We start from the raw sequence: 15,038 nt of genomic DNA on the forward strand, positions 1-15,038 counted from the left end.
GTGCCTGCTGTACCCCTGGAGCGAGGAGCTCAGCCGCGCGGGCTGTTGCGGCAGGCCTCGGCGCGGGTGCCCAGGAACGCCGAGCGCCTGGTCGGCCCGACGTGGTCCCACACCGGGGAGTCCGCCCGCCTGCCCAGCGCGCGGAACTGCTCGACGGCCTCGGCGTGCCCGCCGGTGCGCACCAGCGCGAGCGCCAGCGCGGCCCGGTGGTGGCGGGCGTCCGGCGCGTCGCCGCCGCCGTCGCGCAACCAGCCGGTGGTGGCGGAGATCGACGCGGCCACCGCGGGCTCGCCCCAGTGGTCCGCCTGGGCCGCCACCAGCAGGCGCAGCCAGGACAGCGACGGGGAGGACTCGGCGGCCTGGTCGGCGAAGTCCAGCGCCTCCGGGTACGAGTCGGCGGGGTAGAGCGCGGCGTCCGGCTCCGGGGCTCGGGCGCTCGGCGCCTGACCGGTCAGGTGCGAGTCCCAGCGGTAGCGCAGCGCCAGCGCGTGGCCCGCGCGGTGCAGCGGGTCGCGGTCCAGGAGTTCCTTCCAGGCGCGGGCGAACTTCTCCTCCGGCAGGCGCAGGCCGTGGACCACGGCGAGCTGCTGCGCCCACGGCGTCGGGTCGTCGGGGGCCAGCCGGGCGGCGTCGCCTGCCCGGTCGCTCGCGGCCACCAGCGCGCGGCGGAACCCCCGGACCCTGGTCGCCTTGGGGACCGCGCGGTCGTGGCGCAGGACCTCGGCGTGGGCGATCAACCAACCGGTGTGGGCGGTGATCGCGTCCGGCGAGTGCGGCTGCTCCAGCAGCCAGTCCTGCATCCAGTCCCCGTCGGCCTCGTCGGCGTGCGCGGCGAGCGCCTGCACCGCCTCCCAGCGGCGCTCCCAGTTCCAGCCGGTGGTGGCGAGCAGGCGGGACGCCGGGCGCCACGAGCCGTCCTCGGCCGCCTCGACGGCGGTGCGCAGGACGTCGTCCAGGAGGGGGCGGGCGGTGACCTCCGCGTCGTCCACCAGGCCCCTGCGGGTGGGCGCGTGCGGGGCGTGGCGCGCGAGCAGGCGGTGGAGGGCGGAACGGGCCATGGCAGGGTTCCTGGTTCGCCGAGCCGAGAGGTGCGCGGTGGACTGTAGTGGATCTTCCGGCGCACCCCTGCCACGTGGGACGCGGAAAGAAAGCAACTTGATCACTCAGTGTTTCGTTGAAGTTTCGCTCTGTGACGGATAGGCTCCCCGGTAACCGCTGGGAGCGCTCCCAACATTCGCCGCCGCCACACCTACGGAGAATGGAGGATCAACCATGCGCATGCGAACCACCTCGAGGTCCGCGACCAGACGGCGTGGCGTGATCGCGGTCGTCGTCAGCGTTCTGGCCTGCGTCTTCGTCGCCACGCCCTCGGCGTCCGCGCACGGCACGATCGTCGGCCCGGCCACCCGCGCCTACCAGTGCTGGCAGGACTGGGGTTCGCAGCACACGAACCCGGCCATGCAGCAGCAGGACCCCACGTGCTACCAGGCGTACCAGGCCAACGCCGACACCATGTGGAACTGGATGAGCGCGCTGCGGGACGGCCTGAAGGGCAACTTCCAGGCCGCCACCCCGGACGGGCAGCTGTGCAGCAACGCCCTGGCGCGCAACAACTCCCTGAACACGCCGGGCAAGTGGCGGACCACCAGCGTGGGCAGCAACTTCACGATGCGCCTGCACGACCAGGCGAGCCACGGCGCGGACTACTTCAAGGTCTACGTCAGCAAGAACGGGTTCGACCCGGCCACGCAGCGCCTCGGCTGGGGCAACCTGGACCTCGTCGCGCAGACCGGGAAGTACGCGCCCGCCAAGGACATCACGTTCAACGTCCAGACCAACGGCAGCTACCGGGGGCACCACGTGGTGTTCACGATCTGGCAGGCCTCGCACCTGGACCAGGCCTACATGTGGTGCAGTGACGTGAACTTCGGCTAGGCGGACGCGCCACGAGCACGACCGACCAGCGCCCCGCCCCCGCGATGCCGGGGGCGGGGCGCCCGCATGTCGGGGCGCGGGCGCCTCACCCGTTGGCCGTAGCCGGACGGGCTCGACGCCACCGGAGCGGGAGCGACGCGGGAGCGACGCGGGGGAGATCCGGGTGAACGAGTGACCCGAATTCGCGAAAAATACGGCCACAAGCGATCACGATAAGTAGCAGAACCTCACTTCGGGCTTACTGGGAAAATCCCACGGCACTCCAGGCAAGAGAGACGTCAAATCCACCTTTCGGCGGCACCCGCGGTACTGCAAAAGGTAGGGGTCCGGCCACCCCGATACGGATACCCGCACATGCCGCAGCCTCGGCGAACCCCGGTTGGCCCAGTTGCCCCGACACGCCGGGTCACCACCCATATGCGATGTTTGCGCACTTGGAAGCCCTACCGGCGGAGAATCGCGTAGTACGGCAAACGGTACGGGAACCTCTCCGTCCAACCCGAAAGATCATTTTCCTCCTCGCCTTCCCGAGAGCCCCTTGGGTAGGCTCGGGAGGTACCGAGAAATACCTCCGGACCTACCCCGTGACTCACCCGATATCGGAAACGGAACGGGCAGGTAAAAAATTCGGCCGACCACCCGAGCGGGCCGAACCATCACCTTCCGCAATAGCGGTATCAACCGATTCAATCGAGCGGCCACCGCCCCCGGAGCGCACCGCCACCAGCGGCGTTCCGGGAGGTCAGCGCGTGGACGGCGCAGCGGTGCACAAGGGCAGAACCGGACCTGGGGGAATACCGAGATGTTCTTTAGGATGTTAGGGCCGCTGGAGGTCCTCGACGGCGACCGCGCGGTGGGCCTCGGGGGCACCCGGCAGCGGGCGACGCTGGGCTTCCTGCTGCTGCACCTGAACCGGGTGGTGGCCACCAGCCAGCTGCTCGGGGCCCTGTGGACCACCGAGGCCCCCGCGTCCTCGCGGAAGATACTGCAGAACGCGGTGTGGGGGCTGCGCGGCGCGCTGTCGTCGTCGGGGCGCTCGCCGGAGTCGGCGACCCTGGTCACCCAGACCCCCGGCTACATGCTCAGCGTCGACCCGTCCAGGGTCGACCTGCACAGCTTCCACCAGCTGGCCGAGGAGGGGCAGACCAAGCTCGCCGCGCGCGAGTTCGAGGACGCCAGCCGGGTGCTGAACCGGGCGCTGGGCCTGTGGCGCGGGCCCGCGCTGGCCGACCTGGTGGAGACCGGGCTGGCCTGGTCGGAGCTGAGCGTGCTGCAGAACCTGCGGCTGGACGTGCTGGAGGACTACTTCGAGGCCGAGCTGTCCTGCGGGCGGCACCACGCGGTGCTGGGCGAGCTGGAGCGCACGGTGGAGGCCAACCCGGTGCGCGAGCGGGCCTGCGGGCAGCTGATGCTGGCCCTGTACCGGTGCGGGCGCCAGGCCGACGCCCTGACCGTGTTCAGCCGGGTCAGGGGCGCGCTGGTGGAGGAGCTGGGGCTGGAGCCGTGCCGCGAGCTGAAGTCGCTCCAGCACGCGATCCTCACCCACGACCAGACCCTCACCTACCCCCCGGCGGGGGCGCTCACCACGATCCCGGCGCAGGTGGGGCGGTCGGCGGAGGCCGAGTCGGGCGCGCGGGCGGTGGTGCTGCCCGGCTCGGGCCGCCCGGTGGCCCACTTGGCGGGGCCGCACCTGGCGGGGCCGCACCTGGTCGTGCCGGGCGCGGTCGCGCTCTCCGGGGCGGTGACCGCGCTGGCCACGCCGGAGGGGCCCGCGCGACTGGCGCCGGACGGCGGCCAGGACGGGGACGAGCGCGGGGACGAGCGCGCGAGGGCGGGCGAGGCCGGCCCCGTCGAGGTGGACGGGATCGAGGTGGACGGGATCGAGGTGGACGGGGTCGACGGGCCGCCGCCGGACGACGAGCGGTTCCGGCCGTCGGTGGTGCCCGCGCAGCACCGGCACGTCAGCGTGCTCATGGTGCACAGCACGATCGAGCTCGACGACGACGCCAACCGGTTCGACGTGCTCGACGGCATCGCCGCCACCATCCGGGAGGGCGTCGAGTACTTCGGCGGCGTGGTGGCCGCCTGCATCGGGTCGGTGACGATGGCGCTGTTCGACGTGCCGCGCCGGATGGACAACAACGCCGAGCGGGCCGTGCGGGCGGCGCTGGCGATCCGGGACTGCCTGGCCCCCGAGCTCCAGTCGGTGGCGGGCGCGCGGGTGGTGGTGCGCTCGGCGGTGACCACCGGGGAGGCGCTGGTGCGCTACCAGAGCACCGAGCAGGGCGCGCAGCTGAGCGTGAACGGGCCGCCGGTGGAGGAGTGCCAGTCGGTGCTGCTGGGCGTGCCGGTCGGCGAGACCTGGGTGTCGGAGACCACCCGCCGGGAGACCGAGTTCACCGTGCTGTGCCACCAGGTGGTGACGCCGGTGCGGTTGTGGCAGGTCGAGGGGGTGCGGCCGGAGGCGTTCCCGCACCAGAGCGTGCCGGTGGTGGACCGGGAGCCGGAGCTGGAGCTGCTGCGCGGGCTGATGACCCGCACCCGGCACCGGACCTCCCCGTACCTGGTCACGGTGCTCGGTGAGGCCGGGGTGGGCAAGACGCGGTTCCTGGTGGAGTTCCAGCGGCGGGTGGTCGGGCACCCGTCGACGGGGCAGTTCGTGCTCGCCCACGCCTGCTGGTCCGACCAGGAGGCGGTGCGGGCGGTGCGGGCGGAGATCCTGGCCTCGTGCTGCGGGATCCAGCACCGCGACGACGTGGCGTCGGTGCGGGAGAAGCTGGGCGCGGCGGTGCGGCGGCACCTGCCGCCGGGGCGGGCGCACGAGGTGTTCGACGCGCTGCTGCCGCTGGTGGCGCGGGGGGTGGGGCCCTGCGGGGAGCTGGACGGGCCGTGGCGGGAGCTGATCGGGGCGGTGGCGCGCGACCGGGGCATGGTCATGGTGGTGGACGACCTGCACTGCGCGGGCGAGGAGCTGCTGTCGTTCGTGGAGGGCCTGGTCGACTCGTTCGGGCAGGTGCCGCTGCTGGTGATCACCGCGGCGCGACCGGACCTGGTGGAGCGGCGGCCGGACTGGGGTGGCGGGCTGCGGCACGCCACCACGTTCACCCTGGACCCGCTGTCGGACGAGGCCATAGACCGACTGCTGGAGCTGCTGCTGACCAGCTCCGACACCGAGGGGGAGCAGGGGGCGGCGACCCCGCGCAACGGCAACGAGCTGGACGCCCGCCGGGAGCACATCCGGATGCTGCTGTGCCTGGACCGCCGGATGCTCACCGACACCTCGGCCCAGCTGCGCACGAGTTGAGCGCTTCCACCGCCGGGTAATCGGCGGTTCATCGGCCGGACACGCGCGGACCATTACCGCGTCGTGCCCGGCCGATTCTTCTGTGCTCGTTAGCATCGCCTCGAACGGGCGCTGACCTGCTCGTGCTGCGCGCTGGAAAAGTAGCGAGGGACGGGGCTATGGGCACTGCGGAAGTGGAATTAGCCGAGCCGACGATGCTCGGTTGGCTGAGCGATTACGGATTGGACGTCGAATACGTCCGGTCGAGCGGGAACACGTTGTTCGCCAAGCAGGCCGACGGCTCGGAGAAGCCCGTCCTGGATTTCGCGGGCGGCTACGGCTCGGTGCTGCTCGGGCACAACAACCCGGAACTGGTGGAACTGGCGCGCGAACTGCTCGCGGACGGCACGCCCATCCACGCCCAGTTCTCCCGGCACCCCTACGCGAACCGGCTGGCGAACGAGCTGAACGCGGTGCTGCACCGCGAGTTCGGGGTTTCCGAGCCGTACTACGCGGTGTTCGCGAACTCCGGCGCGGAGGCCGTCGAGGCGGCCGTGAAGCACGCCGAGTTGGACCGGGGGCACCGGGTGCGCGCGGTCGTGGAGGCGGTGGGGTCGGCGGTGGCGGCGGCCAGGGCCGCGGTGGACGGCGGGGCGCTGGTCGACGAGGAGGCGTACCGCGAGTTCGGCGTGGCCTCCGGGGACTTCGGCGCGCTGGCCGACCGGCTGGTCGCGCTCGCCGGGGAGGCGGCGTCGCGGCGCCCGGTGTTCCTGGCGCTGGAGGGCGGGTTCCACGGCAAGCTCGTGGGCAGCACCCAGCTGACCCACAACCCCGGTTACCGCGAGCCGTTCTCGGCGCTGGCCAGGCCGACCCGGTTCGTGGCGCTGAACCGGCCGGAGTCGGTGCGGGAGGTGCTGGAGCCGGAGCGGGTGTGGCTGCGGGAGCCGGTGGTCGTCGACGGCGTGGTGCGCCTGACCGACCGGGAGCTGCCGGTGGTGACGGCGTTCCTGCTGGAGCCGGTGCAGGGCGAGGGCGGCATCCGCGAGGTGGAGGCCGAGTTCGCCAAGGAGATCGGCGCCGCCTGCGAGGAGGCGGGCGTGCCGGTGGTCGTGGACGAGGTGCAGAGCGGCATGGGCCGGTGCGGGGCGTTCTTCGCCAGCTCGCAGATCGGGCTGCGCGGCGACTACTACGCGCTGTCCAAGAGCCTGGGCGGCGGGATCGCCAAGGCCGCGGTGATGCTGGTGCGCGGCAAGCACTACCGGGGCGACTTCGAGCTGGTGCACAGCTCCACCTTCGCCAAGGACAGCTTCTCCTGCACGGTCGCGCTGCGGGCGCTCGCGCTGATGGAGGCCGACGGCGGGCGGGCCTACCGGGTGGCCGCCGAGCGCGGGCAGCGGCTGGCCGGGGTGCTGGAGTCGATCAGGGCCGACCACCCCGACCTGGTGCTGGAGGTGCGCGGCCGGGGCCTGATGCTGGGGTTGGAGCTGCGCGACCAGTCCGGCAGCGCGAACGCGGCGGTGGCCGGGCAGGCGGCGGCCGGGATGCTCGGCTACGCGGTCGCGGGCTACCTGCTGCGCGAGCACGCGATCCGGCTGTTCCCCACGGCGAGCGCGACGAGCACGCTGCGGTTCGAGCCCTCGCTGCACGTGTCCGACGAGGAGATCGCGCGGCTGGAGAACGGTCTGCGCGACGTCATGGCGGTGCTCGGCGACCCGGTGAGGGGACTGGTGTGACCACGGCCGTGGAGTTCGCCGAGGCGCGGGAGCGGGTTCGGGAGTTCGTGCGCGACGAGCTGCTGGGCGAGCGCCCCGAGCTGGACGTGCTGGGTGACATGCCGCTGCCGCTGTACCAGGGGTTCGCCAAGACCGGGCTGTCGAACTGGTGGCTGAGCCCGGAGCTGGGCGGGCTCGGGCTGACGCTGGAGCAGAGCGTCGACCTGGTGTCGGAGCTGTCGTACGGCGACGCCGGGGTGGCGTTCACCCTGCTGATCTCGATCATGGCCACGAACATGGTGTGGCTGTACGGGTCGGACGAGCTCAAGCAGCGGCACCTGCGACCGCTGGCGGAGTCCGGCGGGTTCGCGGCGACGCTGGGCAGCGAGCAGGCGGCCGGGAGCGAGCTGGGGCGCACCGCCACCGAGGCGCGGCGCGAGGGCGCCGAGCTGGTGCTCGACGGGGAGAAGTGGTTCGCGACCAACGCGGACTTCGCGGACTTCCTCGTGGTGGTGGCGAAGTCGCCGGACAACCCGTCGGGGCACGCCGCGATCGTGGTGCCGAGGGACGCGCCGGGCGTGCACGTGGTCAAGCGGTGGGACATGGTGGGCGTGCGGGCCTCCGGCACCTACCAGGTCTCGTTGCGGGGCGTGCGGGTGCCCGCGTCGAACGCGCTGTCCGGGCCGGGGCTGCGGGTGCTGGAGGTGGGGCTCAACGCCAGCCGGGTCCTGATCGCCTCCACCGCGATCGGGGTGGCCAGGCGGATCAGGGACCTGTCGATCGAGTACGCCAGGCAGAAGCCGCTGCGGGGCTCGACGCTGCTGTCCAACGCGGTGTTCGGGGCGAAGATCGGGCAGGCGGAGATGGGCATCGGCGTGATGCTCAACCAGTGCAGGGCCGCGGGCCGGGACTTCGACTCGATCATGCTGGGCGGCGCGGCGGGCGCGGACTTCCTGCGGCACGGGACGTTGAAGTCGGCGCTGGAGACGAAGATGTTCACCGGGCAGATGGGCTGGTCGATCGCGACGACCGGGTCGGAGATGTTCGGGGCGCTGGGCTACACCGGCGAGTCGCTGATCGGGAAGCTGGTGCGGGACATGCGCTACATCTCGATCGTCGAGGGCGGCGACGACGTGCTGCGGGACCTGATGTTCAACCGGTACGCGCTGCCGGAGGGCAAGCGGTACTGAGCGCGCGCGAGAGGGGCGGGACGGCCGTGCGCCGTCCCGCCCCTCTTCCGTGCTCCCGCCCCTCTCCGGTGCTCCCGCCCGGCCGCGGGGTTCAGTCGTCCGCGCCGCCGTAGGCGTTGTCGATGATGTAGCGCCAGCGGCCGTCCCTGCCGCGGCGCAGCACGTCCGTGCCGGTCCCGGTCAGGTCGATCAGCTCACCGCTGGCCGCGGTGCCCCTGATCTCCCAGTCGACGATGAGCAGGGCCGTGTCGCCGTTGACGTAGATGCCCTTGGTGCGGGCCCGCATCGGCACCCGCCAGGCGAGGAACTCGGCGACGTTGGCTCTCCTGGCGTCGCCGCCGACCGGTTCCTCCCCCGGCTTCCACACCGACACCGCGTCGGGGCTGTACATGCGCTCGATCGTGTCGTGGTCCCAGGAGTTGAAGGCCCGCAGGAACAGGTCGGTCTGCCTGGTCAGGTCGTCGGTGGGGATGTCGTGCACCATCAGCGGTTCGGTCATCACTGGCTCCTCGTCGGCTTGCTCGGTCCGCGCCCCGCCCCGGCCGGGTCGGGCGACCCGGCCGGGGCGGGAGTCGTGCGGCTAGTTCAGGCTGTCCGCGCCCGCGCGGGGGAAGTAGCCCGCGTCGGTGAAGAAGCGCACGTATCTGGTGAACAGCTCGCCGGTCATCGGCGGGCAGGTCAGGCCCGCGTCGCGCAGCGCCTCGTCGGTCCCGGTGACGTCGAAGTCCGGGTAGGCGCCCTCGCCCGCGGCGGCGATGGCCTCGAACGAGTCGAGCAGCGGTTGCAGGGCGTTGTCCCGGTCGGCGCGCACCCGCGCGCTCCACTCGGCCGGGGGCAGCTCCGCCAGCTCGTGGCCGAGCGACCTGAGGTGGCCGATCATGTCCCGGTAGGTGATCGGGGCGGGGTTGGAGACGTGGAAGGTGCGGCCCGCCGCCTCCGGCCTGGTGGACAGGTGGGTGATGGCGGCGCTGGCGTAGTCGACCGGCACCAGGTGGAACCGGCCCTCCAGGCCCTCGGGGACGGCGCCGCTGCGCAGGATGCCCTTCAGGCCCAGCCACACGAAGTCCCTGGTCTGGCAGGCGCCGTTGACCTGGTCGCCGGAGACCACGTCGACCCGGTACACCGAGACGGGCAGGCCGCGCTCGCGGGCCTGGTCGATCATGCGCTCGGCCACCCACTTGGACTGGCGGTAGCCGTTGGAGAGCACCTCGGGCGGTCCGGGGATGTCGTCGGTGGTCAGCGGCACGCCGGGGGTGACGGGCTGGTCGAACACGCCCGTGGAGGACACGAAGTGCACGGGCACGGTGCGGTGGGCGGCGGCCAGGCGCAGCACCTCCTCGGTGCCCGCGACGTTCACCGGGCGCAGCGCCTGGTAGGGCTGGAGCCAGTTGACCTCGGCGCCCGCGTGGAACACGACGTCGGCGGTGCGGGCCAGCAGGTCGCGCACGTCCTCGGGCAGGCCGAGGCCGGGCAGGCCGAGGTCGCCGGGGTGCACGACGACCCTGGACAGGTCGACCTCGTCGTCGAGCCGGTACCAGCGCAGGTTCTCGGCGATCCTGGCGAGCCCGGTGGCCGCGTCGGGGGCGCGCACGACGGCGTGCACGCGGGCCCGCGTGGTGCGCAGCACGTCCCTGAGCAGGAACGCGCCCAGGAACCCGGTGGCCCCGGTGAGCAGCACCTCGTCGGGGTCGGCGGCGTGGGTGGCGGTGGTGGCGGCGGGGACGACGTCGTCGGCCAGCAGCGCCTCCCGCGCGAAGTCGACCTCGGCGCGGGCGGGCGCCTGCGGGGCGCCGAGGTCGCGCAGGAAGTCGGCGACCGCGTCGGGGGTGGGGTGGTCGAACACGAGCGAGGCGGGCAGGGGTGAGCCGAGGGTCGCGGCGAGCCGGTTGCGCAGCTCGACCGAGGTGAGCGAGTCGAAGCCCAGCTCGGGGAACGGGCGGTGCGGCTCGGGCGGGGCGGGCAGGCCGAGGACGGCCGCGACCTCGGCGCCGACCAGGTCGAGCAGCAGGGCGCGCCTGCGGGCGGGGTCGGGTTCGGCGAGCGGGTCGGGGGCGGCGGAGGTGTCGGTGTTGACGGCCCTGCGGCGCAGCGGGGTGCGCACCAGGTCCGCGAACAGGGGTTGGGGCGTGCCGGAGGCGCGGATGGCGGTGATGTCGAGCGGGGTGGCGACGACGGCGGGCAGGCCGCTGTCGAGGGCCGCGTCGAGCAGCGCCGGGCCCCGGTCGGGGGTGACGGGGCGGAAGCCCGCGCGGGCGATGCGGGCCAGGTCGACCTCGGAGAGCGCGCCGCCCATGCCGGTGGGCATGGCCCACAGGCCCCAGGCGATCGAGGTGGTGGGCGCGCCCCGGTCGGCGCGCAGGTGGGCGAGCGCGTCCAGGAACGTGTTGGCGGCGGCGTAGTTGGCCTGGCCGGGGCCGCCGATGGTGGCGGCGATGGAGGAGAAGTGGACGTGGTGGGCCTCGGGGAGCAGCCGGTGCAGGTGCCAGGCGGTGTGGACCTTGGGGCGCAGCACGGCCGCCAGGCGCTCGGGGGTGAGGGTTTGCAGCGCGGTGTCGTCCAGGACGCCCGCGGTGTGCAGGACGAGGTCGATCCGCCGGTCGCGCAGCACCTCGGCCAGCGCGGCCGGGTCGGTGGTGTCGGCGGCGAGCACCTCCACCCCGGCGCCCGCGCGGCGCAGGTCCGCGCACAGCTCGCCCGCGCCGGGGGCGGCGGGGCCGCTGCGGCTGACCAGGACGACGCGGGCCGCGCCGTGGGCGGTGACGAGGTGGCGGGCGAACAGGGCGCCGAGCGCGCCGGTGCCGCCGGTGACGAGGACGGAGCCGCCGCGCGCCCGGCGCCGCCAGGAGTGGTCGGCGATCGCGGTGGGGGCGCGGCGCAGGCGGGGCGCTCGGACGTCCGCGCCGAGCGCGAGCAGCGGTTCGCCGGTGGCGACGGCGGCGGGCAGCAGGGCGGGGTCCCAGTCGTCGGCGACGTCGACGAGGGTGAGGCGGTCGGGGTTCTCGGCCTGGGCGGACTTGAGCAGGCCCCACAGGGGGGCGGTGTGCGGGCTGGTGAGGGCGTGCGCGTCGGTGGCGCCGGAGGTGAGCACGACGAGCCGGGAGCCTGCGGGTCGGGGCTGGGCGAGCCAGTCGCGGACCAGGTCCAGGGCGGCGGTGGCGTCGGCGAGCACCCGGTCGGGGACGTCGGTGTCGGCGGCCCCGGTCAGGAACGGGGCGACGAGCAGGTCGGCGTCCGGGGCGTCGGCCGGGGTGCGGACGACGGTCGCGCCGGGCAGGTCGGGCAGACCTCGTCCGGTGTCGAGCACGGCCGTGGTGCGGGTAGTCGGTGACGGGACGGGCGGTAACGGGACGGGCAGTGGCTTCCAGACCACGTCGAACAGCGCCCTGCGGGCGGCGGCGGTGCGGTCGGGGGTGAGGGGGTCGCCCGCGTGGAGGGTGATCTCGTCGACGGTGGCGACGGGGCCGCCCGCCAGGTCGGAGAGCCGCAGCGCGAGCCGGTCGCCGTCGAGGCTCGCGCGGACGACGACCGAGGTAGCGCCGACCGCGTGCAGGCGCACCCCGCTCCAGCGGGTGGGGACCCGGCCGCCGGTGGCGGCGCGCACGGCCTCGGCGAGCAGGGCCGGGTGCAGGTTGTAGGCGGCGGCGTCGGCGGCCGAGCCCTCGGGCAGCGCCACCGGGAAGGCGTCGCCGTCGGGGAGCTCCAGCGGGGCGGCGTGGTTCGGGGCGGAGTGGGTCGGGGCGGAGTGGTCGGCGGACAGCGAGCCGCCTGCGGCGAACTCCCACTCCGCCTCGGGGTCGTCGTCGGGGCGGGTGTGCACGAGCAGGGAGCGGACGCCGTCGGGGTCGGCCGCGCCGAGGACGAGCTGGATGGCCAGGCCACCGTCGACGGGCAGCGCGGGCGGGCGCGGCACCACCAGCTCCCGCAGCAGCGTGCAGCCCAGCTCGTCGCCCGCGCGCCCGGCCAGCTCGACGAGCACCGCGCCGGGCAGGGCCAGGACGCCGTCGACGGCGGTCCCGGCCAGCCACGGGTGGCTGCGCACCGAGACGTGGCTGGTGACCACGAGCGCGTCGGAGCCCGCGACCGGGACGGCCGCGCCGAGCAGCGGGTGGTCGACCGGGGTGAGGCCGACCGAGGACAGGTCGGCGCGGGACCCGTCGTGCTCCAGCCAGAACCGGGTGCGCTGGAAGGCGTAGGTGGGCAGGTCGAGCGCGGGGTGCGCGCCGCCGAGGAAGGCGGCCCAGTCGACCGCCGTCCCCCTGGTGTGCAGGCGGGCGACGGCGCGGACGACGCCGTCGGCCTCGGTGTCGGCCTGGCGCAGCAGCGGCACGGCCAGCACCGCGGCGTTCGCGTCCAGCGCCTCCTGCACGAGGGCGCTGAGCACCTCGCCGGGGCCCAGCTCGGCGAAGGTGGTGGCGCCCAGCTCGCGCAGTGCGCGCGCGGCGTCGGCGAACCGCACCGCGCCGGTGACGTGCCGCACCCAGTGGCCGGGGTCGGTCAGCTCGGCGGTGACGAGGTCGCCGGTGGCGGTGGAGACCACCGGGATGGTGGGCTCGCGGTACTTCAGGGTGGCGGCGACCTCGGCGAACTCGTCGAGCATCGGCCTCATCAGCGGCGAGTGGAAGGCGTGGCTGACCGACAGCGCCCTGACCGAGCGCCCGGCGGCGGTCAGCCGGGCGGCGGCCTCGTCGAGCGCGTCGGCCGAACCGGAGAGCACGACGGAGGCGGGGCCGTTGACGGCGGCGATCCCGAGCACGTCCTCGCGACCGGCCAGCAGCGGCAGCACCTCCTCCTCGGAGGCGCGCACCGCGAGCATCCCGCCGCCCACGGGCAGCGCGGACATGAGCCGGGCACGGGCGCTGACCAGGGTCGCCGCGTCGTCGAGCGAGAGCACGCCGGAGACGTGGGCGGCGGCGATCTCGCCGATGGAGTGCCCGGCGAGCAGGTCGGGGCGCACGCCCCAGGACTCCAGCAGCCGGAACAGGGCGACCTCGATCGCGAACAGGGCGGGCTGGGCGTTCCCGGTGTCGCGCAGCGCCCCGGCGTCGGAGTCGGCCAGCAGCTCCCGCAGCGGCGTCCCGCCGTGCGGGGCCAGTGCCCGCTCGACGTCGGCGAGCGCCTCGGCGAACGCCGGGAACGCGGCGGCGGCGCGCAGGCCCATGCCGGGGCGCTGGGCGCCCTGGCCGGTGAACAGGAACGCGGTCTTGCCCGCGACCGGTGAACCGGTGACGACGGAGGCGGACGTGCCCGCCGTCCCGACGGCGGACGGCGGGCCCGCCGCCGCGGTGGCCCGTTCGGCGAGCGCGGTCAGGCCCTGCTCCAGGTCGGCGCGGTTCCCGCCGAGGACGACGGCCCGGTGGGACAGGGCGGAGCGGGTGGTGGCGGCGGCCACGGCCACGGCGGCCGGGTCGGCGTCGGGGTGGTCGGCCCACCAGCGCAGCAGCCGGTCGGCCTGCGCGGACAGGGCCCGCTCGGAGCGGGCCGACAGCGGCAGGGCGTGCGCGGGCAGCGGTGGCCGCGGGTCGGTCGGGGCGGTCTCGGCGGGCGGCGGGGCCTGCTCCACGATCACGTGCGCGTTGGTGCCGCTCACGCCGAACGCGGAGACCGCGGCGCGGCGGGGGCCGTCGGTCTCCGGCCAGTCGCGCTGCTCGGTGAGCAGCCTGACCTGCCCCGCCGACCAGTCCACCACCGGGGTGGGCCGGTCGACGTGCAGGGTCGCGGGCAGCACGCCGTGCCGGATGGCCAGCACGGACTTGATGACGCCCGCCACGCCCGCCGCGGCGACGGTGTGGCCGATGTTGGACTTGAGCGAGCCCAGCCACGCGGGTCGGGCGCGGTTCTGGCCGTAGGTGGCGAGCAGCGCTTGGGCCTCGATCGGGTCGCCGAGGCGGGTTCCGGTGCCGTGGGCCTCGATCAGGTCGACGTCGGCGGCGGTGAGCCGGGCGTCGGCCAGGGCGGCGCGGATGACGCGCTGCTGCGAGGGCCCGTTGGGGGCGGTGAGGCCGTTGGAGGCCCCGTCCTGGTTGACGGCGGAGCCGCGCAGCACCGCGAGGACCTCGTGGCCGTTGCGGCGGGCCTCGGACAGCAGTTCCAGCACGACCACGCCGACGCCCTCGGACCAGGTGGTGCCGTCGGCGGCCTCGGCGAACGACTTGCAGCGCCCGTCGGGGGCGAGGCCGCGCTGGCGGGAGAAGTCCACGAACGCCGACGGCGTGCCGTAGACGGTGGTGCCGCCCGCCAGCGCGAGGGTGGACTCGCCCTGGCGCAGCGACTGGGCGGCCAGGTGCAGCGCGACCAGCGACGACGAGCACGCGGTGTCGACCGACACCGCCGGTCCCTCCAGCCCGAGCGAGTAGGACACCCGGCCGGAGGCGACGCTGCCGAGCCCGCCGGTGGTGAGGTAGCCCTCCAGGTCGGTGGGGCCGCTGAGCCCCAGGTAGCTCTGGGCGACGATGCCCGCGAACACGCCGGTGCGGCTGCCCCTGAGCGCGGCCGGGTCCAGGTGGGCGCGTTCGAGCGCCTCCCAGGCGACCTCCAGCAGGACCCGCTGCTGGGGGTCCATGGCGGTGGCCTCGCGGGGGCTGATGCCGAAGAACTCGGCGTCGAACGTGGTGGCGTCCGCGATGAACCCGCTGTGCCTCGAGTAGGACTTGCCGGGCAGGCCCGGTTCGGGGTCGTAGATGCCGTCGGTGTCCCAGCCCCGGTCGTCGGGGAAGGGCGCGATGGCGTCCCGGCCGTCGGCGACCAGCCGCCACAGGTCCTCGGGTGAGGACACGCCGCCGGGGAAGCGGCAGGCCATGCCGACGATGGCGACCGGCTCGCGCTTGCCCGACTCCAGCTCGGCGAGGCGCTGCTTGGTCTTCTTCAGGTCGGCGCTGACCCACTTCAGGTACTCGACGAGCTTGTCTTCCTTGTCCTGGG

The 15,038-nt window shown here is 74.3% G+C and carries 6 protein-coding genes and 1 pseudogene; 4 read left to right on the plus strand and 3 right to left on the minus strand.

Annotated elements, in window-relative coordinates; all coding sequences use genetic code 11:
• Nucleotides 1-29: 29 nt before the first annotated feature.
• On the minus strand, nucleotides 30-1,058 hold the full coding sequence (locus AMIR_RS23330; RefSeq protein ID WP_015803409.1) for a hypothetical protein: 1,029 nt from the start codon (nucleotides 1,056-1,058) through the stop codon (nucleotides 30-32).
• A gap of 220 nt (nucleotides 1,059-1,278) precedes the next feature.
• On the opposite strand from AMIR_RS23330, the gene AMIR_RS23335 reads away from it, so the two are divergent.
• From AMIR_RS23335 to AMIR_RS23350, 4 genes are all read left to right on the plus strand, one after another.
• On the plus strand, nucleotides 1,279-1,935 hold the full coding sequence (locus AMIR_RS23335) for a lytic polysaccharide monooxygenase auxiliary activity family 9 protein (protein ID WP_483446994.1): 657 nt from the start codon (nucleotides 1,279-1,281) through the stop codon (nucleotides 1,933-1,935).
• A gap of 814 nt (nucleotides 1,936-2,749) precedes the next feature.
• Nucleotides 2,750-5,239 (plus strand): ATP-binding protein, encoded by a 2,490-nt coding sequence (locus AMIR_RS36120; RefSeq protein WP_049796948.1) that lies wholly within the window; start codon nucleotides 2,750-2,752, stop codon nucleotides 5,237-5,239.
• Between the two features lie 158 nt (nucleotides 5,240-5,397).
• The gene (locus AMIR_RS23345; protein WP_015803412.1) at nucleotides 5,398-6,951 is read left to right on the plus strand and encodes an aspartate aminotransferase family protein; all 1,554 of its coding nucleotides are present in this window, start codon (nucleotides 5,398-5,400) and stop codon (nucleotides 6,949-6,951) included.
• On the plus strand, nucleotides 6,948-8,120 hold the full coding sequence (locus AMIR_RS23350) for an acyl-CoA dehydrogenase family protein (protein ID WP_015803413.1): 1,173 nt from the start codon (nucleotides 6,948-6,950) through the stop codon (nucleotides 8,118-8,120). The genes AMIR_RS23345 and AMIR_RS23350 overlap by 4 nt, the downstream gene beginning before the upstream one ends.
• Nucleotides 8,121-8,211: 91 nt before the next feature.
• On the opposite strand, the gene AMIR_RS23355 is transcribed toward AMIR_RS23350, so the two are convergent.
• Together AMIR_RS23355 and AMIR_RS23360 are read right to left on the minus strand one after the other, a co-directional pair.
• A complete protein-coding gene (locus AMIR_RS23355) occupies nucleotides 8,212-8,619 on the minus strand; it encodes a YybH family protein (protein ID WP_015803414.1) in 408 nt (135 codons plus the stop codon).
• Nucleotides 8,620-8,700: 81 nt separating this feature from the next.
• Nucleotides 8,701-15,018, minus strand: a pseudogene (locus tag AMIR_RS23360) (thioester reductase domain-containing protein); the annotation flags it as partial.
• Between the last annotated feature and the right edge of the window lie 20 nt (nucleotides 15,019-15,038).

Origin of the sequence: Actinosynnema mirum DSM 43827 (genome assembly GCF_000023245.1) — a bacterium.
Lineage (GTDB): Bacteria > Actinomycetota > Actinomycetes > Mycobacteriales > Pseudonocardiaceae > Actinosynnema > Actinosynnema mirum.

Coding starts and splice junctions, on each gene's coding strand:
- AMIR_RS23345 (WP_015803412.1), top strand. CDS start 5,398: ATGGGCACTGCGGAAGTGGAATTAGCCGAGCCGACGATGCTCGGTTGG.
- AMIR_RS23330 (WP_015803409.1), bottom strand. CDS start 1,058: ATGGCCCGTTCCGCCCTCCACCGCCTGCTCGCGCGCCACGCCCCGCAC.
- AMIR_RS23335 (WP_483446994.1), top strand. CDS start 1,279: ATGCGAACCACCTCGAGGTCCGCGACCAGACGGCGTGGCGTGATCGCG.
- AMIR_RS23355 (WP_015803414.1), bottom strand. CDS start 8,619: ATGACCGAACCGCTGATGGTGCACGACATCCCCACCGACGACCTGACC.
- AMIR_RS36120 (WP_049796948.1), top strand. CDS start 2,750: ATGTTAGGGCCGCTGGAGGTCCTCGACGGCGACCGCGCGGTGGGCCTC.